The 23,396-nt window shown below is 63.3% G+C and carries 15 protein-coding genes, 2 tRNA genes and 1 pseudogene; 14 read left to right on the top strand and 4 right to left on the bottom strand.

The features are described from left to right. Positions 1–6: 6 nt before the first annotated feature. The 11 genes from DOD19_RS06685 (at position 7) to DOD19_RS06735 (ending at position 13,149) form a co-directional block, all read left to right on the top strand. Complete coding sequence (locus DOD19_RS06685) at positions 7–1,413, top strand: MFS transporter (protein WP_024975594.1); 1,407 nt, start codon at positions 7–9, stop codon at positions 1,411–1,413. Positions 1,414–1,514: 101 nt separating this feature from the next. After that, positions 1,515–1,709, top strand: a complete 195-nt coding sequence (locus tag DOD19_RS06690) for a hypothetical protein (protein WP_024975595.1) — start codon at positions 1,515–1,517, stop codon at positions 1,707–1,709. A gap of 295 nt (positions 1,710–2,004) precedes the next feature. Beyond that, a complete protein-coding gene (gene mnmC, locus DOD19_RS06695) occupies positions 2,005–4,023 on the top strand; it encodes a bifunctional tRNA (5-methylaminomethyl-2-thiouridine)(34)-methyltransferase MnmD/FAD-dependent 5-carboxymethylaminomethyl-2-thiouridine(34) oxidoreductase MnmC (RefSeq protein ID WP_112184785.1) in 2,019 nt (672 codons plus the stop codon). A 244-nt stretch (positions 4,024–4,267) separates the two neighbouring features. Then, positions 4,268–5,611, top strand: coding sequence for a trigger factor (gene tig / locus DOD19_RS06700; protein ID WP_112184787.1), 1,344 nt, complete (start codon positions 4,268–4,270; stop codon positions 5,609–5,611). 41 nt (positions 5,612–5,652) lie between these two features. Continuing rightward, a complete protein-coding gene (gene clpP, locus DOD19_RS06705; RefSeq protein WP_112184748.1) occupies positions 5,653–6,300 on the top strand; it encodes an ATP-dependent Clp endopeptidase proteolytic subunit ClpP in 648 nt (215 codons plus the stop codon). A 197-nt stretch (positions 6,301–6,497) separates the two neighbouring features. Next, positions 6,498–7,772 (top strand): ATP-dependent Clp protease ATP-binding subunit ClpX, encoded by a 1,275-nt coding sequence (clpX, locus tag DOD19_RS06710; protein WP_009238059.1) that lies wholly within the window; start codon positions 6,498–6,500, stop codon positions 7,770–7,772. Positions 7,773–7,941: 169 nt separating this feature from the next. After that, a complete protein-coding gene (gene lon, locus DOD19_RS06715; protein ID WP_024975599.1) occupies positions 7,942–10,356 on the top strand; it encodes an endopeptidase La in 2,415 nt (804 codons plus the stop codon). 157 nt (positions 10,357–10,513) lie between these two features. Continuing rightward, positions 10,514–10,786 carry an HU family DNA-binding protein gene (locus DOD19_RS06720; RefSeq protein ID WP_009238061.1) on the top strand — a complete coding sequence of 91 codons (273 nt, stop codon included), beginning with the start codon at positions 10,514–10,516 and terminating at the stop codon, positions 10,784–10,786. A 67-nt stretch (positions 10,787–10,853) separates the two neighbouring features. Beyond that, positions 10,854–10,929, top strand: a tRNA-Val gene (locus DOD19_RS06725). A gap of 44 nt (positions 10,930–10,973) precedes the next feature. Next, positions 10,974–11,050: transfer RNA gene (locus DOD19_RS06730), tRNA-Asp, on the top strand. Positions 11,051–11,208: 158 nt separating this feature from the next. After that, entirely contained in the window at positions 11,209–13,149 is a 1,941-nt protein-coding gene (locus DOD19_RS06735) for a SurA N-terminal domain-containing protein (protein WP_112184750.1), read from the top strand. Positions 13,150–13,163: 14 nt separating this feature from the next. Here DOD19_RS06735 and lepB read toward each other — a convergent pair. Together lepB and DOD19_RS06745 are read right to left on the bottom strand one after the other, a co-directional pair. Next, positions 13,164–13,529, bottom strand: a pseudogene (lepB, locus tag DOD19_RS06740) (signal peptidase I); the annotation flags it as partial. 84 nt (positions 13,530–13,613) lie between these two features. Then, entirely contained in the window at positions 13,614–14,222 is a 609-nt protein-coding gene (locus DOD19_RS06745; RefSeq protein WP_112184752.1) for an arylesterase, read from the bottom strand. A 73-nt stretch (positions 14,223–14,295) separates the two neighbouring features. On the opposite strand from DOD19_RS06745, the gene DOD19_RS06750 reads away from it, so the two are divergent. Then, the gene (locus DOD19_RS06750; RefSeq protein ID WP_112184753.1) at positions 14,296–15,006 is read left to right on the top strand and encodes an ABC transporter ATP-binding protein; all 711 of its coding nucleotides are present in this window, start codon (positions 14,296–14,298) and stop codon (positions 15,004–15,006) included. Positions 15,007–15,015: 9 nt separating this feature from the next. Here DOD19_RS06750 and pgi read toward each other — a convergent pair whose 3' ends face one another. Then, positions 15,016–16,635 carry a glucose-6-phosphate isomerase gene (gene pgi / locus DOD19_RS06755; protein WP_112184755.1) on the bottom strand — a complete coding sequence of 540 codons (1,620 nt, stop codon included), beginning with the start codon at positions 16,633–16,635 and terminating at the stop codon, positions 15,016–15,018. 71 nt (positions 16,636–16,706) lie between these two features. Beyond that, positions 16,707–18,302: an NAD(P)H-hydrate dehydratase gene (locus DOD19_RS06760; protein WP_112184757.1), complete on the bottom strand. Its 1,596-nt coding sequence runs from the start codon at positions 18,300–18,302 to the stop codon at positions 16,707–16,709. 85 nt (positions 18,303–18,387) lie between these two features. Between DOD19_RS06760 and DOD19_RS06765 the strand changes: the two genes are divergently transcribed. Beyond that, the gene (locus DOD19_RS06765) at positions 18,388–18,957 is read left to right on the top strand and encodes a winged helix DNA-binding protein (RefSeq protein WP_024975606.1); all 570 of its coding nucleotides are present in this window, start codon (positions 18,388–18,390) and stop codon (positions 18,955–18,957) included. 147 nt (positions 18,958–19,104) lie between these two features. Next, positions 19,105–23,211 (top strand): phosphoribosylformylglycinamidine synthase, encoded by a 4,107-nt coding sequence (gene purL / locus DOD19_RS06770; protein ID WP_112184759.1) that lies wholly within the window; start codon positions 19,105–19,107, stop codon positions 23,209–23,211. Positions 23,212–23,396: the final 185 nt, after the last annotated feature.

A 23,396-nucleotide genomic window follows, 5' to 3' on the forward strand; every position in this document is an offset into this window, starting at 1 on the left:
ACAAACATGCCTCACCAGCCTGCGCCCCAGACCGACGCGGCCGCAAACCTGCAACCGCGCCGGGCTGCGGTAGCCGCGTTTATCGGCACCACCATCGAGTGGTACGACTTCTACATCTACGGCCTTGCTGCCGCGCTTGTCTTCGGCAAGGTGTTCTTCTCCAAGACGCTGGACCCGGGCATCGCCACACTGCTGTCGTTCGTCACGCTGTGGGCAGGCTTTGCGGCGCGACCCATCGGCGGGATCATCTTCGGCCACCTTGGCGACAAGATCGGCCGCAAGACCACACTCATCATCACGCTCATCCTGATGGGCGTGGCGACGATGGGAATCGGCCTGCTCCCGGGCTATGCGCAGATCGGCATGTGGGCGCCAGTGGGCTTGGTGGTGCTGCGCGTGATCCAGGGTGTGGCGGTGGGCGGCGAGTGGGGCGGGGCGGTGCTGATCGCCAGCGAGAGCGCGCCCAAGCGCAAGAGCATTCTGTATTCGGCGTTTGCACAGCAGGGTTCCCCAACGGGCAACCTGCTGGCGACGCTGGTGTTCTTTGCCCTGAGCGCATTGCCGACACCGCAGTTCTTGCTGTGGGGCTGGCGCGTGCCGTTCCTGCTGTCGGCGCTGCTGGTGATTGTCGGCATGGTCATCCGCCTGAAGCTGGAAGAGTCGGATGACATGAAACGCGTGCTGGCACAGAAGAAGACCGTCAAACTGCCGCTCAAAGACGTGGTGCGTGACCACTGGGGCCTCGTGCTGCTGGGTGCGGGCACGCTGCCGCTCATTCACGTGACGTACCTGAAGAGCAATTTCGCGCTCGCGTGGGCTACCAAGGAACTCGGCTACGCGCAGGACACCTTCCTCGGCATCATCGCGATTGCGCTGGTCGTGCAGTTCATTACGCAGCCACTCGGTGCATGGCTGGTCTCGCGCATGGACATGCGTCGAGCGATCTGCCTGATGGTGCTGCCTGAATTCCTGCTCATGCCGGTGATGTTCTTTGCCATCGAAACCAAGGTGGTCTGGATTGCGCTGCTCGGCATGTGCCTGGCAACGATTCCGCATTCGATGTTCTATGGCGCCATCGGCGGCATTCTGGCGCGCGTGTTCCCGACGCGCATTCGCTATACGGGCTTGTCGCTGGCGTATCAACTGTGTTCGCTTGTGGTGGGCGGCGGCACGCCCGTATTTGCGCAGTGGATGCTCAACAGGAGCGGCAATATCGTGGGCGTGGCGGTGTCGTCGGCGCTGTATGCGCTGGTGTCGCTGGCGTGCACGCTGGTGCTGCTCAACCGCACAGGCTACCGCGCAGACGAGTTGTCCACCGCCGAGCGCGCAGATGCAAGGGACCTGGGGCAGGGTGACGCCAATGTCTCGCGGCCGCTCAACGGCCCTGCACGCAAGCCGGTGCCTGCCGTCTGAGTAGCGGCCGGCACCGCGTCCTACACGAAACGTGCGGTGGCACACCTGCCGCACGTTCCCTACGATGGCAAGGCAAGCCATACGAAACGGGGAAGCGTGCCATGTCCATCTTTGACGAGAACGAGCATCGCGAGGCCTTCTGGGAAACCGTGCGCCAGGCGATTGAGGCGCGCCACCAAGCCGATGAGGCCCGTCGCGCCGGGCAGTTGACTGGGCTGGCAATCGGCCTGTCTGTGGGCGCGCTAGCGGTTGCGCTGATGGCGTGGCGGCGCCGGTCCCGGGACGATGTGGCCTGAAGCCATCTCGCTGCTTAACGCCGATGCCTTGCGCTCCCTTCCGGATTCCCGTCTATAGGGCGCGGCGGAGGTGCTGCCTGACACCCTCATGCGTGGGCTGGCAGCGCCGTAGAGACTGGATGGAGGGGCGGAGCCGCACGCTTATCTGGCCGCAACAGCCAAGCATCCGATGATCGTGCAGATGGTGAGTCTGGAGGACCCAGGCTCTGGCCTGAAGACGGCAGACGGACTGCTTCAGATCAAGGCGCAAGGGGTGGGCGGCGTTACAATTCGCCGCTTCCTCCCAGGGTGTTCCATGCCACGCGGCCTCGTTCTCGCCACGCCTCAGCTCACGTCGGACGGCACGCCGTTCTCCACGCAATACGACGACGTCTATCACAGCGCTGAGGGCGGTCTGGCGCAGGCGCATCACGTTTTCCTGGGCGGCAACCGCTTGCCGGCCGCGTGGCAGGGCAAGCGCACCTTCACCATCGTCGAAACCGGCTTCGGCCAGGGCCTCAATTTCCTGGCCACGTGGGCTGCATGGCGCGACGATCCGCAGCGTTGTGCTCGGCTCGATTTCGTCTCGATTGAGAAGCATCCGTTCGATCGTGCTGGCTTGTCGATCGTGCATCCGAAACGCGGCGCGCTGGCCCCACTGGCCGAGATGCTCCGTCAGTCGTGGCCAGTGCCGGTACCCGGTGTGCATCGCCTGGTGTTCGACGGCGGCCGCGTCACCCTCACGCTACTGTTTGGGGATGCGATGGAGACGCTGCCACAACTGTCGTGCGCCGCCGACGCGTTCTATCTCGACGGGTTCTCTCCTGCCAAGAACCCTGATCTGTGGCAGCCGCGCGTGTTCAAGCAGCTTGCGCGAGTCGCTCGCGCGGGCGCCACATTGGCCACGTACACCGCTGCAGGATTCGTGCGACGCGGCTTGCAGGAGGCCGGCTTCGAGGTGCACAAGGCGCCCGGTTTCGGCTCCAAGCGCGACATGACCGTCGCGCAGTTCCCAACCCATTGGCGCACACGGCGCGGGCCGGCTGAAGCGCCCGCCTGGAGCCAGCGTCACGCCATCGTGCTTGGCGCCGGGCTTGCGGGCTGCTCTGTTGCCGAGCGGCTCGCATCGCGCGGCTGGCGCATCACGCTTATCGACGCAAACGACGGCCCCGGGCGCGGCACGTCGGCGCACCGCGCAGCAGCCATGCACCCGCATGTGTCCATCGACGACAGCGTGCTCTCGCGCTTATCGCGCGCCGGCAACCTGCTCGCACGCCGCCATTGGGACGCACTCGATCGCGCCGGCTTTGCCACAGGTTTCCAACCCACCGGCGTACTGCAACTCGCCGAACACGCCGACGACGCTGTCGAGCAGCAACGCATCGTGCAAGCGCTCGGCTATCCGACCGATTACATCGATTGGCTCAACGTGGACGAAGCCGCCCGGCGCGTCGGTGCCAGCGTGCCGCAGGGCGGCTGGTGGTTTGCGCAAGCCGGGTGGGTCGCGCCGCCTGATGTTTGTCGCGCCAATCTCGCCGCTGCTGGCACCGCAGTTGATGCGCGTTGGAATGCGCACGTCGAATCGCTGCGCCAAGTCGGCGATCAATGGCATGCGCTGGATTCCCAAGGCAAGGTGATTGCGAGCGCGCCGGTCGTCGTCCTCGCCAACAGCTTTGGTGCCGCACGCCTGGCTCCGCTGACATCTGCGTCGCTCAAGCCAGTGCGCGGTCAACTCACCGATGTGCCCGTGAGCAGTTTGGAGGCGGGTGCCGCGTGGCCGAAAACCGTCGTCTGCGGCGATGGTTACCTGCTGCCCGCCGAATCGTGTGCGAAAACGGTGCGCACGGGCTCGTCGTTCCAACCGGGCGAATCCGATCTGGCCGAGCGCATCGCCGATCACGCGGCCAATCTCGGGCGACTGGCCCAGTTGCAGCCGCAGCAATCGGGCGCGCTGGCGCAGCTGGATCCTGCAGCGCTGCATGGTTATGTCGGTGTGCGGTGCGTTTCCGCGAATCGGTTGCCGTTGATTGGCCCACTGGTGGATGAGGCGGCGGCCATGGCGCCCGGCTTTCGTTTGCGCGGCCCGCACGCGCAACTGCCTCGCCTCGCCGGGCTGTATGCGGCGCTTGCGTATGGCTCGCGCGGGCTCACATGGTCGGTGCTGGGCGCGGAACTGCTTGCGGCCCAGATCGACGGTGGTCCGTTGCCGCTTGAATCCGATCTGGCCGCAGCGCTTGATCCTGGCCGCTTTACCCTGCGGGCATTGCAGCATCGACGCACGCAGGAGCAGGCCGCCGCACCCGCGGAAAACGAAATCGCGGGGCCACTGGATTAACGCCCCGTTTGAAGGGTTTTCCAAGCGTTCCGACCCAAAAAATCAGGGCCGGTGAACGTTCCATGCCATAATATGCGTTTTGCGTTTGCCAGCCTGAACGCGCCCGTTGTGCCGCGCATTGTGCAGTGAAGCGGCCCTCGCGCCGCATTCCTGCAAGCCCGGCAAGACCAAGAACTTTGAACCACGGCTGCTGCTGGCGCTGCGCCGTTCGACGCAACCATCTTCTGAATCTGGAATTACGACCATGTCGACTATCGAAAACCTCGGCAAGCTTGATCGCAAAGTGACCCTGGCTGTCCCGAAGGCCGAAGTGGAGCAAGAGAAGCAAAGCCGTCTGGCGCGTCTGTCCAAGACCGTCAAGATGTCCGGCTTCCGCCCGGGCAAGGTCCCGATGAAGATGGTCGAGAAGCAATACGGCCAACAAGTCGAATTCGAGGTGCGCTACGACAAGGCCGCCCGTCAGTTCTTCGACATCACCAACGAGCAAGGCGTGAAGGTTGCCGGCCAACCGCGCTTCGAGCTGAAGACCGAAGGCGTGTCCGATGACCAAGTCGCGTTCGACGCCACCTTCGAGGTGTATCCGGAAGTTAAGCTCGGCGATCTGGCTGGCGCGGAACTGACCCGCACCAAGACCGAAATCACCGATGCCGAGATCGACAAGACGCTCGACATCCTGCGCAAGCAACGCGTGCATTACCACCCGCGCGGCGAAGCCGGCGAGCATGGCGACGGCGGTGCAGCCGTCGCACAGGACGGCGACCGCGTGACGGTCGATTTCGTCGGCACGATCGATGGCGTGGAATTCGCCGGCGGCAAGGCTGAAGGTTTCAGCTTTGTGCTAGGTGAAGGCCGCATGCTGCCCGAGTTCGAACAAGCCACGCTGGGCCTGAAGCAGGGCGAGTCGAAGAAATTCCCGCTGGCGTTCCCCGAGGACTACCACGGCAAGGACGTCGCCGGTAAGACGGCTGAATTCACCGTCACGCTCAAGCAAGTCGAGTGGGCGCACCTGCCGGAAGTCAACGAAGCCTTCGCGCAATCGCTGGGCATCGCCGACGGCAACCTCGACAAGATGCGCGCCGACATCCGCGAAAACCTCGAGCGTGAAGTCAAGCGCCGCACGCACGCGCTGCTCAAGGACCAAGTCATGGAAGCGCTGCTGAAGGTAGCAGAGCTGGACGTGCCGAAGTCGCTGGTCGAACAAGACCAGGAGCGCCTGGTTGAAATGGCCCGCCGTGACCTCGAGTCGCGCGGCATGCCGAACGCCAAGAACATGCCGATCCCGGCCGAGATGTTCACGCAGCAAGCCGAGCGCCGTGTGAAGCTGGGTCTGGTGCTGGCCGAAGTCGTGAAGGCCAACGGCCTGGAAGCCAAGCCGGAACAGATCAAGGCCGAGATCGAAGAGTTTGCCAAGAGCTACGAAGATCCGAAGGAAGTCATCCGCTGGTACTACGGCGACCAACAGCGCCTGGCCGAGATGGAAGCCTACGTGCTCGAAAACAACGTGGTAAATTTTGTGTGCGACAAGGCCAAGGTAACTGAGAAGGCTGTGTCGTTCGAAGAGCTGACCGCCACCCCGGCGCAAGGCTGATTCGATCGATAGAGTTTCCGAAATAAGCACCGGAGAACCGCATGATCCGCAATGAACTGATCGACCAACTTGCCCGCACCCAGGCTTCCGCGCTCGAAACGCAGGGGCTCGGTCTGGTGCCGATGGTGGTCGAGCAGTCGGGCCGCGGCGAGCGCGCCTACGACATCTACTCGCGCCTGCTCAAGGAGCGAGTGATTTTCATGGTGGGCGAGGTCAACGACCAGACTGCCAACCTCGTGGTGGCACAGTTGCTGTTCCTGGAAAGCGAGAATCCGGACAAGGACATCTCGCTGTACATCAATTCGCCGGGCGGTTCGGTATCGTCCGGTCTGGCGATGTACGACACGATGCAGTTCATCAAGCCGGACGTGTCCACGCTCTGCATGGGCATGGCAGCCAGCATGGTCGCGTTCCTGCTGGCGGCCGGTGCGAAGGGCAAGCGCCTGGCCTTGCCGAACTCGCGCATCATGATTCACCAGCCTCTGGGCGGTGCACGTGGCCAAGCTTCGGACATCGAGATCCAGGCGCGCGAGATTCTGTACCTGCGCGAGCGCCTGAACACTGTGCTTTCGGAAGCGACCGGTCAACCAGTTGACAAGATCGCTCGCGACACTGATCGTGACAACTTCATGAGCAGCGAACAGGCCAAGGAATACGGCCTGATCGACCAGGTCATCGCCAAGCGCTGAAGTGTCGAAGTCATGCGCTGATGTGCGCGGTAGGCGGTATTGTCGGTGCGCTCCACGACACACCGGTTAACCGCGTCAAACATGTCAAGCGGTGTCAAAAACGAGGCCTCGCGCCTCGTTTTTGCTTTGAACAACACCTGCGGATCGTCGCCAGATAATTTGGCGTATGATGCTGCCAAGAACTACTGGTAATCGTTATGGCGGACAAGAAAGGCTCGACTGGCGAAAAGCTGCTGTACTGCTCGTTCTGCGGCAAGAGTCAGCATGAGGTCAAGAAACTGATTGCCGGCCCCTCGGTCTTCATCTGCGATGAATGTATCGACCTGTGCAACGAGATCATCCGGGACGAAGCTGCCATCTCCGAAAAGGAAGGGGGTCTGGCAGTCAAGTCCGATCTACCCACGCCACATGAAATTCGCCAGAGCCTTGACCAATATGTGATCGGTCAGGAGCAGGCCAAGAAGATCCTGGCGGTCGCGGTTTACAACCATTACAAGCGTTTGAAGCACCTCGGCAAGAAGGACGATGTCGAGCTGTCGAAGAGCAACATCCTGCTCATCGGGCCAACTGGCTCCGGCAAGACCTTGCTCGCTCAGACGCTGGCGCGTCTCTTGAACGTGCCGTTCGTCATCGCCGACGCCACTACGCTGACCGAAGCTGGTTATGTAGGCGAGGATGTCGAAAATATCATCCAGAAGCTGCTGCAGAACTGCAATTACGAGGTCGACAAGGCCCAGCGCGGCATCGTCTACATCGACGAGATCGACAAGATTTCGCGCAAGTCTGACAACCCTTCCATCACCCGGGACGTTTCTGGGGAAGGCGTGCAGCAAGCGCTGCTCAAGCTGGTTGAAGGAACGATGGCGTCGGTGCCCCCGCAAGGTGGTCGCAAGCATCCGAACCAGGACTTCCTGCAGGTTGATACAACCAACATCCTGTTCATCTGCGGTGGGGCGTTCGATGGTCTGGAGAAGATCATCATGCAGCGCTCCGACAAGACCGGTATCGGTTTTGGTGCGGAGGTGCAGAGCAAGGAAGAGCGCGACGTCAGCGAAGTGCTGCCGCAAGTGGAACCAGAAGATCTCATCAAGTTCGGTCTGATTCCCGAGTTGATCGGCCGTCTGCCCGTGGTGGCGACGCTGGCCAAGCTCGACGAGGCTGCCTTGATGGAAATCCTGGTCGAGCCCAAGAATGCAATCGTCAAGCAGTACCAGAAGCTGCTGGCAATGGAAGGGGTGGAACTGGAAATTCGTCCGAGCGCGCTGACGGCAATCGCCCGCAAGGCGATCAAGCGCAAGACGGGGGCGCGCGGTCTGCGTTCCATCGTCGAGCACGCTTTGATGGATGTGATGTATGACCTCCCCAACCACAAGGGTGTGCAGAAGGTGGTGATCGATGAAAGTACGATCTCCGACGAGGGCAAGCCCTTGCTGATTTACGAAGAGCAACCCAAGGTTGCAGGTTCCAACTGACGCGAATGCCCGGCCGGGATGCGCAGTATGCGTCCCAAGCAGGAAGCCGTTCGCTCGCGAGCGGCTTTTTTGCTTCGGGAAACTGGGTCGGCATGCGACTTGCAGCAGCGGTCTTGTAAAACCGTCGCTGTGCCCAATTTAGCCCTTACATGACTTTCTGGGGAAAATAATGTCCGGAACCCAACTTTTACCCGCTGAGCAGATTCGCCTGCCGCTGTTGCCGCTGCGTGACGTGGTGGTGTTTCCGCACATGGTGATTCCGCTGTTCGTGGGGCGCCCCAAATCCATCAAGGCACTGGAAGCTGCGATGGAGGCGGGCAAGAGCATCATGCTCGTGGCGCAAAAGACCGCCGCCAAGGACGAGCCGACCGACAAGGATCTCTACGAGGTCGGCTGTATCGCCAACATTCTGCAGATGCTGAAGCTGCCGGACGGCACCGTGAAGGTGCTGGTCGAGGGCACGCAGCGCGCCAACATCCTGTCCGTTACCGACGACGAATCGCACTTCTTCTGCGAAGCTGTGCCCGTCGGCCCGGAACCCACTGAATCGGCCGAGACCGAGGCGCTGCGTCGCGCCATCGTGTCGCAGTTCGATCAGTACGTGAAGCTGAACAAGAAGATCCCGCCTGAGATCCTGACGTCGCTGTCGGGCATCGATGAGCCGGGTCGCCTGGCCGACACCATCGCCGCGCATCTGCCGATCAAGCTCGAGCAGAAGCAGAAGATTCTCGAGATGTTCAACGTGACCGAACGTCTGGAGAGCCTGCTCTCGCAACTGGAAGGTGAGATCGACATCCTGCAGGTGGAAAAGCGCATCCGTGGCCGCGTCAAGCGCCAGATGGAGAAGAGCCAGCGCGAGTACTACCTGAACGAGCAGGTCAAGGCCATCCAGAAGGAACTGGGCGAAGGCGAGGAAGGCGCCGATCTCGAAGAGCTGGACAAGAAGATCAAGGCCGCCCGCATGCCCAAGGAGGCCAAGAAGAAGGCCGAGTCCGAGTTTAAGAAGCTCAAGCTGATGTCGCCGATGTCGGCCGAGGCAACGGTCGTGCGCAACTACATCGACACGTTGGTCGGCCTGCCGTGGCGCAAGAAGAGCAAGGTCAATAACGACCTGTCGAACGCCGAGCAGGTGCTGGATCAAGACCACTACGGCCTGGAGAAGGTCAAGGAACGCATCCTTGAGTACCTCGCAGTGCAACAGCGGGTCGACAAGCTGAAGGCGCCGATCCTGTGCCTGGTGGGGCCGCCGGGTGTCGGCAAGACCTCGCTCGGGCAGTCGGTGGCGCGTGCAACGAACCGCAAGTTCGTGCGCATGGCGCTGGGTGGCGTGCGTGACGAGGCCGAGATTCGCGGTCACCGCCGTACGTACATCGGGTCGATGCCGGGCAAGATCCTGCAGAGCCTGACGAAGGTCGGCGTACGCAACCCGCTGTTCCTGCTCGACGAAATCGACAAGATGGGCGCGGATTTCCGAGGCGACCCGTCTTCTGCTCTGCTCGAAGTGCTGGACCCGGAACAGAACCACACGTTCCAGGACCACTACATCGAGGTGGACTTCGACTTGTCGGACGTGATGTTCGTAGCGACGTCGAACTCGCTGAACATTCCGGCACCGCTGCTGGACCGGATGGAAGTGATTCGTCTGTCGGGCTACACGGAAGACGAAAAGGTCAACATCGCCCGCCGCTATTTGCTGCCCAAGCAGATCAAGAACAATGGTCTGAAGGAAGGTGAGATCGAGGTGACCGAAGCCGCCCTGCGCGACATCATCCGCTACTACACGCGGGAAGCTGGTGTGCGTTCGCTGGAACGTGAGGTCTCGAAGATCTGCCGCAAGGTCGTCAAGCAATTGCTGCTGAAGAAGGAAGCCAGTGCGTCCGTGAAGGTCGATTCGGACAATCTGGACAAATTCCTTGGCGTGCGTCGTTTCGACTTTGGTCTGGCCGGCAAGGAAGATCAAGTCGGCCAAGTGACCGGTTTGGCATGGACCGAAGTGGGCGGCGATCTGCTGACCATCGAAGCCGCGCTGATGCCGGGCAAGGGCAATATCACCCGCACGGGTTCGTTGGGCGACGTAATGAAGGAGTCGGTCGAGGCTGCGCGCTCGGTGGTGCGTTCGCGATCGGCGCGCCTGGGTATCAAGGATGAGATGTTCGAGAAGCGCGACATCCACATCCACGTGCCCGAAGGTGCGACGCCCAAGGACGGCCCGTCTGCAGGTATTGCGATGACGACGGCGCTGGTGTCGGTGCTGACCGGTATTCCGGTGCGTGCTGATGTCGCGATGACCGGCGAAATCACCCTGCGCGGCGAGGTACTGCCGATCGGCGGCTTGAAGGAAAAGCTGCTGGCTGCACACCGCGGCGGCATCAAGCTGGCGCTGATTCCGGAAGAAAACGTCAAGGACCTGGCGGACATTCCGGACAACGTGAAGAACAGCATCGAGATTCAGCCGGTGCGCTGGATCGACAAGGTGCTGGAACTCGCGCTGGTGCGCAAGCCGGAGCCACTGCCGGAAGAAGAAGCCAAGCCGGCACCCGCCAAGGGCGACGACGGCAAGTCGCAGGAAATGGTGCATCACTGACACCGTAGCCTGCCAAGGTTGAGGAAGGGCCCGACATGTTCGGGCCCTTTTTCTTTGCGCAGGCTGCGACGTGTAGCACACAGTTCTTCGCCTTGACACGTCGATTGGCGGCCACTTTAATGAATCCACACTAGCGGGTGTTCGGGGAGGTGGCACGATGAACAAGACAGATCTCATCGACCATGTGGCGGCGCAAACTGACATGTCAAAAGCCGCGGCGGGGCGCGCCATTGACGCGCTGATCGACGGTATCAAAGATGCGTTGTGCGACGGTGGGTCGGTCACGCTGGTCGGCTTCGGTACGTTCCTGGTCGGCAAGCGATCTTCACGTAATGGACGCAACCCGCGCACGGGGGCCGCCATCACCATCGAAGGCGGTAAGGTTGCGAAATTCAAACCTGGCAAAGCGCTGAAAGATGCGCTAAACTAGCGGGCTTTGGTGCTCGTGGGTGACAACACGGGCGCCGGACAGTCCGGCTCACGCCGGCAGTACGAACGGGTGCTTAGCTCAGTTGGTAGAGCAGCGCCCTTACAAGGCGCGGGTCGGGAGTTCGAGCCTCTCAGCACCCACCATCGTTCGTATTGCCGCTCCTGTGTCGGGTGGTCCGACCCAATCTGGAGCGGTAGTTCAGTCGGTTAGAATACCGGCCTGTCACGCCGGGGGTCGCGGGTTCGAGTCCCGTCCGCTCCGCCAAAATCCTGTTCAAAGGCCCGATTCGTTCGGGCCTTTGTCTTTTCAGCGGCGAATGCGTTGCAAGTCATGTCTGCACGCTGTGCCGTGATTGTCCGGAATGTCGGCGGCACCTGATAGAATCGCCGGATTTTCCATCTTCCATTCACCTCCGGTCCAGCATGCTTGATTTCGTACGTACGCATCGGCGCTTGATGTTTCTGGTGCTGCTGATTCTGGTGTTCCCGTCGTTCGTGTTCTTCGGTGTGCAGAGCTATTCGAGCTTCATGGACAGCTCGCATGACGCCGCCAAAGTCGACGGCAAGGTCATCTCCACCAACGAAGTCGACGCGCGCGTGCGCGAGCAGACAGAGCGTCTGCGCCAGATGCTTGGCGCGCAATATGATCCGCGCCAGTTCGAAGGTCCGCAGATGCGCCGCGATGTGCTCGACGGCATCATCCAGCAACGCGTGCTGGCCAATGAGGTCGTGCATGCGAACCTGACCATCTCGAACGAGAAGATTCGCGACACGATCCTGCAGATTCCGGCCGTGGCAGCGCTGCGCAAGCCGGATGGCTCGTTCGACCAGGAAGCCTACGTGCGACTGCTGGCTGCACAGAATATGACGCCCGAGCAGTTAGAAGGCAATCTGCGGTTCGAGCTGTCGCAGCAACAGATTCCGCAATCGATTGTGTCGTCGGCGTTCGTGCCGAAGTCGCTGGTGGAGCGACTGATCCAGGTACGCGATCAGCAACGTGAAGTGCAGGCGCTGCTGTTCAAGCCGGCTGACTATGCTGCAAAGATCAACCCGGACGACAAGGCGATCCAGGCTTATTACGACGCGCACCAGCAGGAGTTCTCCGTGCCGGAGCAAGTCAAGGCCGAGTATGTCGTGTTCTCGGGCGAAGACATGATGAAGCAGATTCCGGTCACGCCTGAGCAGATCAAGGAGTACTACGACCAGAACGCTGCGCGCTTCAAGACGCAGGAAGAGCGCCGCGCCGCTCACATCCTGATCAAGCTGCCGGACAACGCCAAACCTGCCGACAAGGAAACCGCCAAGAAGAAGGCCGAAGAAGTACTCGCCGAGGTGCGCAAGAACCCCGCGAGCTTTGCCGAACTGGCCAAGAAGTACTCGGGCGATCCGGGTTCGGCTGCGCAGGGCGGCGAGTTGGGCTTCCTGGGCAAGGGTGCGACCGTGCCTCCGTTCGAGAACGCGCTGTTTGCCCTCAAGCAGCCGGGTGACATCAGCGATGTGGTCCAAAGCGATTTCGGTTTTCACATCATCAAGCTGGAAGAAGTGAAGGGCGGCGGCGTGCAGCCGTTGGAAGCCGTCAAGCCGGAGCTTGAACGCGAACTGCGTACGCAACTCGCCAACAAGAAGTACTCGGAGCTGGCTGATGCGTTCTCCAACACCGTGGAAGACCAGTCCGACAGCCTGAAGCCGGTGGCTGACAAGCTTAAGCTGCAGATTCAGACGGCCGACAACGTGACCCGCACGCCGAGCCCTGCGCAGTCTGGCAGCCCGATCGGCAATGACAAGGTGGTCAAGGCGCTGTTCGCAGATGACGTGATCAAGAACCACCGCAATACGGCCGCCATACAGGTGGGCCCGACCACGCTGGTTGCGGCGCGTGCGGCGGAGTATCGTCCGGCCACGGTCAAGAAGCTGGCCGACGTGCGTGAGCAGGTCAAGGCCAAGGTGATTGCCGAGCAAGCGGCTGCGCTGGCCAAGAAGGCTGGCGAAGAGAAACTGGCCGCCGTAAAGCAGAGCAACAGCGCCGATGGCTTCAGCGCCGCACAAACCGTCTCGCGCCAGCAGGCGCAAGGCACGTCGCCCGCTGCACTGACGGCCATCCTGCGCGCCGATGCGACCAAGCTGCCGGCCACCATCGGCGTCGACCTCGGTGCCCAGGGCTACGCGCTGTATCGCATCAACAAGGTGCTGCCGCCGGCCAATGTGGATGAGGCGCGCCGTGCTGCCGATGCGCAGCAACTGGCTCAGGCCGCTGGTCAGACCGAGTTCAACGCCTACTACGAAGCACTGAAGGCGCGTTCGAAGGTGAAGATCAACAGCAACGTGATTGAAGCCAGCAAACCTGCCAATACGGCAGAGGACTGATACGGCGCGCAGCAGGTATAGGCGATGTGCTGGTGGTTGATGTAGAGCGCTTCGCCGCGCATTTCAACGACATCGCCGGGTAGACCGATCAGCCGCTTGACGAGCTTTGTGCCGTCTTCCGGCGAGGAGAAGACGACAACATCACCACGTCGCGGCTCGCTGCCGCGCTTGAGCCAGACGGTGGTGGCCGGTACGCGCACACCGTAAGCCAATCGGTTCATCAGGATGTAGTCGCCCTCGATAAGGGTCGGGTTCATTGAGCCGCTGGGCACGACTGCCCAGTCGGCAATGCAGGCGCGGAAGGCAAAGAGCAACGACATGCCGACCAGGAACCGCTTGTTGTCGCGCGCTGCACGCAGCCCGTTTGCCAGAAGCTTCATGGTGTCCGCCCGTGTGAGATGTGGCCGCGCGTTCGACTTAGAAATCCGATGCACCTGATGGCGCAAGTCGGCGCGGCAGAATTGTCATCTTCCGACTCGCGCTTTGAGAAGAGGTTCCAGTTTGGGCCACACGTTATCGAGCATCGTCGGTTGCGCTGCGGCAATGGGGTGGATGCGGTCTTCCTGGAACCAGTCCGGCCGTTGCGCAACGCCCTCGAGCAGGAATGGCACCAGCGGCAGCTTGTACTGCTGCGCCAGCTTGCCGAACATGGCGAAGAAGCGCTCGCTGTAATCCAGGCCGTAGTTGGGCGGGATGCGCATGCCCACCAGCAGCACCTTCGCGCCTGTCGCTTGCGAGGCTTCGATCATTGCCTTGATGTTGCCTTCGCTGGAGGCGAGGGAGAGGCCGCGCAGCGCATCGTTGCCGCCCAGTTCGAGGATCACGACAGAGGGCTTTTCACGCGCCAGCACGGCGGGTAGGCGTGAGCGGCCGCCGGCCGTGGTGTCGCCGCTGATGCTTGCATTGGCGACGCTATAATCGGGCTTCCGTTCTTTGAGGCGCCTGTCGAGCAACGCGACCCAGCCTGTGCCTTGCGCAAGGCCGTATCCGGCCGACAGGCTGTCACCCAGCACCACCACGCGATGCGATGCCGGCGCGCCTTGTGCTGCAGCCGTCTGTGCGAATGGCAGCATGCCAAACACTGTGCAGCCAAGTGCTGCTGCAAGTGACTTCACGCTGCGCCTTCTACTACCTACCAGTCCAATCATGTCGTCTTCCGCTACCTGGGTGATTGAAGTCGATTCGCTGCACAAGACTGTGCGCGATGCCACCGGTGAGTTGCCTATTCTGAGCGATGTTGCCTTCCGTGTGGAACGGGGCGAGACACTGGCCATTGTTGGCGCTTCCGGCTCGGGCAAATCGACGCTGCTTGGTTTGCTCGCAGGCCTGGACTTGCCGACATCGGGTTCGGTCAAGCTGCTGGGCAACGACCTGTTCAAGTTGGATGAGGACGGTCGCGCGGCCGTGCGCGGCAGCCACGTAGGCTTTGTCTTCCAGTCGTTCCAGCTGCTGCCACATCTGACGGCGCTTGAGAACGTGATGCTGCCGCTGGAGTTGCAGGGCGATGTCAGCACCGCGGAAATGCGCCGTCGCGCCACGGTTCTGCTGGAGCGCGTCGGCCTGGGAGCACGGCTCTCGCACTATCCGAAGACGCTGTCCGGTGGCGAGCAGCAGCGTGTGGCCCTGGCACGCGCGTTCGTGACCGAGCCCGACATTCTCTTTGCCGACGAGCCGACAGGGAGTCTCGACACCGCCACGGGAGAGGCCGTTATCGCGCTGATGTTCGAACTCAACCGCAGTGCCGGCTCCACGCTGGTGCTGGTGACGCACGACCGCTCCGTTGCGGCGCGTTGCAGCCGCATTCTCACCATCGAAGCTGGGCATCTCGTCGGCGACGAGACCGTTACCGAACTCTGAACGTTTGCGTCAGAGTGCGGCTTTGGCGCGGCGGATCAACGCCGCCGTCGACGCATCATGCGCCACGGAGGCGGGAGCGCCTTCCAGCTCTGCCTGGATCGGCTTGGCGAGTTTCTTGCCAAGCTCCACGCCCCACTGATCGAACGAGTTGATGTTCCAGACCGCGCCCTGCACGAAGGTGCGGTGCTCGGCGCAGGCAATGAGCGCGCCGAATGACGCGGCGTCGAGCCGTTCCATCAGGATGGTCGTGCTCGGGCGATTGCCTTCGAACACCATGTGCGGCACGAGTGCTTCGTCGGTGACGCCACCCGCGCGGACTTCATCCGCGGTGCGGCCGAGCAGGAGCGCCTCGCCCTGCGCGAAGCAGTTTGCGAGCAGTTTGGCGTGATGGCCGGGCAGGCTGCGCACGGGCTCCAGCGTGGTGATGAAATCCACCGGCACGATCTGCGAGCCCTGGTGGATCAGCTGGAAATACGCATGCTGTCCGTTGGTACCGGCCGTGCCCCAGACGATGGGGCCAGTGTCGGTATCGATGGCTGCGCCGGTGCGCTGGACGGATTTGCCGTTGCTCTCCATCTCCAGCTGTTGCATGAAGTCGGTCAGCAGCTCCAGTGGCGCGCAGTAGGGCACGGTACAGGCGCTCGCCGCGTCGAAGAAGCCGCGATACCAGACCGACAACATCCCGAGAATGAGCGGCAGGTTTTCACGCGGTGCGGCCGTGGCGAAGTGACGGTCCATCGCGCGCGCGCCGTCGAGCATCGCTTCAAATTGCTGCGGCCCGATCGCCAGCACGATCGACAGGCCCACCGCCGACCACAGCGAGAACCGCCCGCCAACCCAATCCCAGAACGTGAACATATTGTCCGGGTCGATGCCGAACTGGACGACCGCCTCGTGGTTGGTGGAGACGGCGACAAAGTGGTGCTTGAGCTGGCTTTCGGCCACGCCATGCTCGACAAACCAGCGGCGCATGCTGTGCGCGTTGGCCATTGTCTCGAGCGTGGTGAACGTCTTCGAGCAGACGATGGCGAGCGTGGTGTCCGGGTTCAGGTGGTCGAGTGTTTCGGCCAGGTCCGTGCCATCGACGTTGGAGACGAAATGTACGCGCACCTGCGGCACGGCAAGGTGGTCGAGCGCGCGGCACACCATGCGCGGGCCGAGGTCCGAACCGCCAATGCCGATGTTGACGATGTCCGTGATGCGCTGGCCGGAATGGCCCGTCCAAGTGCCGCCATGCACGCGGTTGGCGAAGTCGTGCATCTGGGCCCGCACGCGCAGCACTTCGGGCATGACGGGCTCGCCGTCGGAGCGATAGTTGTCTTCCGCTTGTCCGCGCAGGGCCATGTGCAAGACGGAGCGGTGCTCGGTGTTGTTGATGCGGTCGCCGCGCAGCATGGCATCACGCAGTGTGAGCACGCCGGCCTCGTCGGCCAGTTGCAGCAGCAGGGCGAGCGTCTCAGGGGTAATGCGGTTTTTTGAGTAGTCCACCGTCAGGCCAGCCGCTTCCAGCGTGAAGGCGCGTACCCGTTCCTCGGCGTCCGGCGCGGCAAACCAGTTGCGCATATGCGTCGCGCGAATCGATTCAGCATGTTGCGTCAGGGACTGCCAGGCGGGTAGGGCTGTGGGCATACGGCGTGATGTGACGTGAGGTGGGTGCGGGAAAACGAATGCGCAGTATAACGGCGCTGTATGACGCCTTTCTATCGGCGAACGTCCGACGCCAGCAGGGCGTTGAGCGCACGTCGTGCCGGCGCGCATAGCTCGCTGGCGTGCAAGCCGATGGGGCCGACGCCGGCCTGGACAAGATCGTCGGCGGCGCGCCCGTGCAGCCACACGGCCGCGAGTGCGGCTTCGCGCGCACCCATGCCTTGTGCAAGCAATGCGCCGATCATGCCGGTCAACACATCGCCTGTACCACCGGTGGCGAGTCCGCCGTTGCCGGTTGGATTGACGGCCGGCGGGATGCCCGGCGCCGCGATAACCGTGCCCGAGCCCTTGAGCACGACCACCGCGCCCGTCCGATTGACAAGCGCCTTGGCGGCGGCCAGCCGATCTTGCTGGACGGCGTGCGCATCGGTATGCAGCAGGCGCGCGGCTTCCAGCGGATGCGGTGTCAGTACCAGCGGGACATCGCTTCCGGCAAGTTGTGTGAGGCGCGCGAGCAGGGCTGGCGTTTTCGCAAACAGGTTGAGTGCATCGGCATCGAACACAGCAGGCGTGCGCGCCGAGAGCATGCGGTCCAGCAGATGTTCGAGCGCGCCTTCTGACTCTTTGCCGATGCCCATGCCGGGGCCCACGGCCAGCGCCTGCATGCCGCCCAGATCGAGGGTGCCCCAGGTGTGCAGCATCAATTCAGGTTGCGCGGGGTCGACATGCGGTGCATCGGTGGCAAGGGAGACCACGTGCACCTTGCCCGCGCCCAGATAGAGCGCGCCGCGCGCGGATAGCAGCGGCGCCCCGACCATACCGGTCGCGCCCCCCACGATTGCCACGCTGCCGTATGTGCCCTTGTGGCCGTTATGCCGGCGGCGCGGCACGTGCGCGAGCCAGCGTGACGGCGCGTTGACGAAGGCGTCCGCTTCAATCACGCCGTCATAAGCGGCCTGCGCGGCTTGCAGGTCGGCCAGCGCAATGTCACCGGCGGCATCGCGGCCATCGCCCGTCAGCAAGCCCGGCTTGACGGCGAGAAAGGTGATGGTGGCGCGCGCCTGGATAACAGGTGAATCTGGCGCGGGCGGCTGGCCCGTATCGCCATTCAGGCCCGAGGGAATGTCCAGTGCGTACACCGGCAGGCCGCTGGCGTTGATGGTGTCGACCAGCGCCGCATGCAATCCCGTCAACGGCCGGCCGAGTCCGATACCAAAAAGGCCGTCGACGATGGCGGAGGTGGGGGCCGGCACCGAAGCCGTCGTGTGCAGACGTTCGATGGGGACATTAGCGGCACAAGCCTCCGTCCACGCGCGGCGCGCATCGTCGGGCAGCTTGGCCGGGTCTGCGGCAAGCCACACCGTGACGGCGCGCCCGGCCAGATGCAGCACCGTCGCCGCAACGAGCGCATCGCCACCGTTGTTGCCTGGGCCGGCAACGAGCAGCACGTGCCCATGTGGCGCGCGCGTCTGTAGCCAATCGGCGGCAGCTTCGCCCGCGCGCGCCATCAGGGCGAAGGGTTCGAGGGATCGGTACGCCGCCGCTTCCAGTGCGCGGATGCCGGCCGTGCCGAAGAGCAGGTCGGCGCCGGTGTGTGCGGCCAGGGCACCGTCGATCAGGATTTCGCGCCAGGCGGGGTGTGAGGACATGGCAACTACGCTTTCCACTGTGCAGACATGACGATCTATTCTCTTACAATAGCCCGCGTTTCCGGTCCTTTCTCAGCCCGTTGCAATGTCCAAATCGCCGACCACCCCGAAAGCTGATCTGCCGCAATCCGCAGCCAATGAGGACGCAGGCAAGGGCGGGCCGATCGTGTCTTCGTCACACCTGGTGTCGGCGCGAAGCCCAGAACTGTCGGAGTTCGAGTTTGCGCTCAATACCGCCTACAACGCCTACAACCGCTGGTGCGTGCGCTGCATGGCAGCCGCCGGCGTGCGCGACCTGACCTTCCTCGATGTGCTGGTTGTGCACCACGTCAACCACCGCGGCCGCGCCAAGCGCCTGGCCGACATCTGCTTCGTGCTCAACGTGGAAGACACCCACCTTGTGACGTATTCGCTCAAGAAGCTGCAGGGGATGGAGTTGGTGGAAGGCACGCGCAACGGCAAGGAAGTCACCTACACCACGACTGAAGCTGGCGAAAAGGCCTGCGCCCGCTACCGCGAAATCCGCGAGCAGTGCCTGACCAGCAATATTTCGCCCGGCGGCGAGGAAAATGCCGAGATTGGCGAACTGGCGCGCCTGCTGCGCGTGCTGACGGGCCTGTACGAGCAGGCAGCGCGGTCCGCCACGTCGCTGTAAAACGGGCGTTTGCAGTCGGTTGCAGCCGAGGCAGCGCCATTTTCGGCCGATTTGAGGGTCGGTAACGCGGGCAGGGCAAGGTACAATAGCGGTTTCCCCGCGCACGCCGGGGACCTCCTCTTCCAGCTACTGCCTGCCTTGCCCACCATGGCGCATTTCTCGTGCTTTCCCGGCGCTCTCGCGCTGTCCGCCTTCCGTCAGCAACGCCTGCTTTCCACCCTCAAGCGCATCGATCCCGATATCGATGCCGTCAGTGCCCAATACCTGCATTTCGTGGCCGCCGACACGCCGCTGTCGGCCGATGAATCTGCCCGTGTGCAAGCGCTGCTGACCTACGGTTCGCCAGCCCCGGCCGATGTCGAGGGCGACCGCTTTGTGGTGATCCCGCGCTTCGGCACGATCTCGCCGTGGGCCAGCAAGGCAACGGAAATCGCCCGCCACTGCGCACTGCCGCAAATTCATCGCATCGAGCGCGGCGTGGAATTTACCGTCACGTGCAAGAAGGGCCTCATCCGCAGCCTGACCGGTGCTGCTAAGCACCTGGACGACGCCACCCGCGCCGCCGTGGCCGAGCATTTGCACGACCGCATGACCGAAACGGTCATCGACTCGCGCGAAGCCGGCTACGGCCTGTTCGACGTGTTGCCCGCCAAGGCATTGCGCTTTGTGGACATTGGGGGTGGCCATGATGCTGGACGTCGTGCGCTGGAAGCCGCCAACGTCGAGATGGGCCTGGCCCTGTCCGATGATGAAATCGACTATCTGGTCGACGCCTACCGCAAGCTCGAACGCAACCCGACCGACGTCGAGCTGATGATGTTCGCGCAGGCCAACAGCGAGCACTGCCGCCACAAGATCTTCAACGCCGACTGGACCATCGACGGCGAGACGCAGGACAAGTCGCTCTTCGCGATGATCCGCAACACGCACCAGCTCGCGCCGCAGGGCACGATCGTCGCGTATTCGGACAACGCCGCCGTGATGGAAGGCGGCATGGCCGAGCGCTGGTTCCCGCACGCAGGCACGGAAGGCGAGACGGGCGTGCCGCAATACGGCCGCCGCGAAGCGCTCACGCACACGCTCATGAAGGTGGAGACGCACAACCACCCGACGGCCATTTCGCCGTTCCCGGGTGCGTCGACCGGCGCGGGCGGTGAAATCCGCGACGAAGGTGCAACGGGCCGCGGCGCCAAGCCCAAGGCGGGCCTGACCGGCTTTACCGTGTCGAACCTGCTGCTGCCGGAAGCCGTGCAATCGTGGGAAAACGCCCGCGATACGGCGCAACCCGTGGCACACCGCAACCCGAATGAAGCCGCACCAGGCCCCGTCGGCAAGCCGGACCGCATCGCTTCGCCGCTGCAGATCATGATTGAAGGCCCGATCGGCGGCGCTGCCTTCAACAACGAATTTGGCCGGCCCAACCTGGGCGGCTATTTCCGCGTCTACGAGCAAAACGTCGGCGGCACCGTGCGCGGCTATCACAAGCCGATCATGATTGCCGGCGGCATCGGCAATATCGACGCAGGCCACACGCACAAGCACGGCCTGCCGGCCGGTACGCTGCTGATCCAACTTGGCGGCCCCGGCATGCGTATCGGCATGGGCGGCGGCGCTGCCAGCTCGATGGCCACCGGCACCAATACCGCTGACCTGGACTTCGATTCCGTCCAGCGCGGCAACCCCGAAATGCAGCGCCGCGCGCAGGAAGTCATCAATGCGTGCTGGGCACTGGGCGAAGACAACCCGATCCTGTCGATCCACGACGTGGGCGCCGGCGGCATCTCCAACGCCTTCCCTGAAATCGTCGACGGCGCCGAGAAGGGCGCGCGCTTCGACCTGCGCCAGGTGCATCTGGAAGAGTCGGGGCTCTCCCCGGCGGAAATCTGGTGCAACGAATCGCAAGAGCGCTACACGTTGGCGATTGCCCCCGGCGATTTCCCGCGCTTCCAGGCCATGTGCGAGCGCGAGCGCGCGCCGTTTTCGGTGGTCGGTTTCGCCACGGATGAACAGCAACTGCAAGTCGTCGACGGCGACACTGCCCCCGACGTCGCCGAGCACTTCCCCGTCAACATGCCGATGGACGTGCTGCTCGGCAAGCCGCCGCGCATGCACCGTGATGTGCGTCGCGTGGCGCAGGAATTTCCGGAAGTCGATGTCACCGGCCTTGACCTGGAAGTCGTCGCGCGTGATGTGCTGCGCCACCCGACCGTTGCCAGCAAGTCGTTCCTCATCACCATTGGCGACCGCACCGTTGGCGGCCTGAACACGCGCGACCAGATGGTCGGCCCGTGGCAGGTGCCGGTGGCCGACGTGGCCGTCACGACACTGGACTACAAGGGCTACGCCGGCGAGGCGATGACGATGGGCGAGCGCACGCCGCTGGCCGTCATCAACGCACCCGCGTCGGGTCGCATGGCCATCGGCGAGTCCATCACGAACATCGCCGCCGCTCCGATCGATTCGCTCACGCAACTGAAGCTGTCGGCCAACTGGATGGCCGCCTGCGGCGTGAACGGTGAAGACGCCCGCCTGTACGACACCGTCAAGGCCGTCGGCATGGAGCTGTGCCCGGCGCTGGGCATCAGCATTCCGGTGGGCAAGGATTCGCTGTCGATGCGCACCAAGTGGGAAGACGAGGGCGCTGCGAAGGAAGTGGTCGCGCCGGTGTCGCTCATCGTCTCGGCTTTCGCGCCGGTGACGGATGTGCGCAAGACGCTCACGCCGCAACTCAAGCAGGTTGAATCGGCCAATGCGCCGGCCGACACCACGCTGATCCTGATTGACCTGGGCCGCGGCAAGAACCGCATGGGCGGCAGCATCCTGGCGCAGGTCACGGAGCAGATCGGCAACAGCGTGCCCGACGTAGACGACGCCGAAGACCTCAAGCGCTTCTTCGCCGCCATCCAGCAACTGAACGCGACCGGCTCGCTGCTGGCGTATCACGACCGCTCGGACGGCGGCCTGTGGGCGACCGTCTGCGAAATGGCTTTCGCCGGGCACTGCGGTGTGTCGATCAACGTCGACATGCTCACGCTCGACGGCGCACATGAGTCCGACTACGGCGACGCCAAGAACTGGGCGCAGCAAGTCTCCGGCCGCCGTGCCGACCTGACGGTGCGCGCGCTGTTTGCCGAAGAGCTCGGCGCCGTGATCCAGGTGCCGCTGGCTCAGCGCGACGCTGTGTTCGCGGTACTGCGCGAGCACGGCCTGGCCGGCTGCAGCCACGTGATCGGCGCGCCTAACGCCAACGACCACATTGAAATCTGGCGCGACGCCAAGAAGGTGTTCAGCGCGCAGCGCACGGAACTGCAACGCACCTGGACGGACGTCTCCTGGCGCATCGCCAGCCTGCGCGACAACCCCGAGTGCACGCAGAGCGAGTACGACCGCATTCTCGACGCCGAAGACCCGGGCATCTCGCCCAAGCTCACGTTCGACATTGCTGAAGACGTGGCCGCGCCGTTCATCGCCACGGGCGCCCGCCCGCGCATGGCGATCCTGCGCGAGCAGGGCGTGAACTCGCAGATCGAAATGGCCTACGCGATGGACAAGGCCGGCTTCGACACTTACGACGTCCACATGAGCGATCTGCTGGCAGGCCGTACCACGCTCGCCGGCTTCAAGGGGTTCGTCGCCTGCGGTGGCTTCAGCTACGGCGACGTGCTGGGCGCGGGTGAAGGCTGGGCGAAGACGATCCTCTTCAACAGCATGTTGGCCGAGCAGTTCGCGGCGTTCTTCAACCGCACCGATTCGATCGCGCTGGGCGTGTGCAACGGCTGCCAGATGATGGCGAACCTCGCACCGATCATCCCGGGCGCCGGCGCATGGCCGAAGTTCACGCGCAACCAGTCGGAACAGTATGAAGGCCGTCTGGTGACTGTGCAGGTCGAAGCATCCCCGTCGATCTTCTACGCGGGCATGGAAGGCAGCCGCATTCCCATCGTCGTCGCGCACGGCGAAGGTTATGCCGATTTCTCCCAGCAGGGCGACATCGGCAAAGTGGCCGTTGGCCTGCGCTACGTCGACAACCGCGGCGAAGTCACGCAGACATATCCGTTGAACCCGAACGGCTCGCCGCAGGGCATTGCCTCGGTGACGACGCACGACGGCCGCTTTACCGCGCTGATGCCGCACCCGGAGCGCGTGTTCCGCGCCGTGCAGATGAGTTGGCATCCGAAGGAATGGGAAACCGCCGGCGACGGCAGCAGCCCGTGGATGCGGATGTTCCGCAATGCCCGCAAGTGGATGGGCTGACCTGCCTGCTGCACCAGTAAAAAACGCGCCGGGGTGACTCGGCGCGTTTTTTTTGCCCTTGGCGAGGGCAGCAGACCCGGCACAGCAGGGCTTACCGATGGCCAGGGCAATATTACCTAGGCAAATGTTATATTTCGCGCGCATGCGCCCCGATCCATAAGTCGAAAAAACGGTATCCACCGGAC

The organism is Ralstonia sp. GX3-BWBA, from assembly GCF_003290055.1.
In the GTDB taxonomy this organism is placed as follows: Bacteria; Pseudomonadota; Gammaproteobacteria; order Burkholderiales; family Burkholderiaceae; genus Ralstonia; species Ralstonia holmesii.

Coding starts and splice junctions, on each gene's coding strand:
- DOD19_RS06685 (WP_024975594.1), top strand. CDS start 7: ATGCCTCACCAGCCTGCGCCCCAGACCGACGCGGCCGCAAACCTGCAA.
- DOD19_RS06690 (WP_024975595.1), top strand. CDS start 1,515: ATGTCCATCTTTGACGAGAACGAGCATCGCGAGGCCTTCTGGGAAACC.
- mnmC (WP_112184785.1), top strand. CDS start 2,005: ATGCCACGCGGCCTCGTTCTCGCCACGCCTCAGCTCACGTCGGACGGC.
- tig (WP_112184787.1), top strand. CDS start 4,268: ATGTCGACTATCGAAAACCTCGGCAAGCTTGATCGCAAAGTGACCCTG.
- clpP (WP_112184748.1), top strand. CDS start 5,653: ATGATCCGCAATGAACTGATCGACCAACTTGCCCGCACCCAGGCTTCC.
- clpX (WP_009238059.1), top strand. CDS start 6,498: ATGGCGGACAAGAAAGGCTCGACTGGCGAAAAGCTGCTGTACTGCTCG.
- lon (WP_024975599.1), top strand. CDS start 7,942: ATGTCCGGAACCCAACTTTTACCCGCTGAGCAGATTCGCCTGCCGCTG.
- DOD19_RS06720 (WP_009238061.1), top strand. CDS start 10,514: ATGAACAAGACAGATCTCATCGACCATGTGGCGGCGCAAACTGACATG.
- DOD19_RS06735 (WP_112184750.1), top strand. CDS start 11,209: ATGCTTGATTTCGTACGTACGCATCGGCGCTTGATGTTTCTGGTGCTG.
- DOD19_RS06745 (WP_112184752.1), bottom strand. CDS start 14,222: ATGCTGCCATTCGCACAGACGGCTGCAGCACAAGGCGCGCCGGCATCG.
- DOD19_RS06750 (WP_112184753.1), top strand. CDS start 14,296: ATGTCGTCTTCCGCTACCTGGGTGATTGAAGTCGATTCGCTGCACAAG.
- pgi (WP_112184755.1), bottom strand. CDS start 16,635: ATGCCCACAGCCCTACCCGCCTGGCAGTCCCTGACGCAACATGCTGAA.
- DOD19_RS06760 (WP_112184757.1), bottom strand. CDS start 18,302: ATGTCCTCACACCCCGCCTGGCGCGAAATCCTGATCGACGGTGCCCTG.
- DOD19_RS06765 (WP_024975606.1), top strand. CDS start 18,388: ATGTCCAAATCGCCGACCACCCCGAAAGCTGATCTGCCGCAATCCGCA.
- purL (WP_112184759.1), top strand. CDS start 19,105: ATGGCGCATTTCTCGTGCTTTCCCGGCGCTCTCGCGCTGTCCGCCTTC.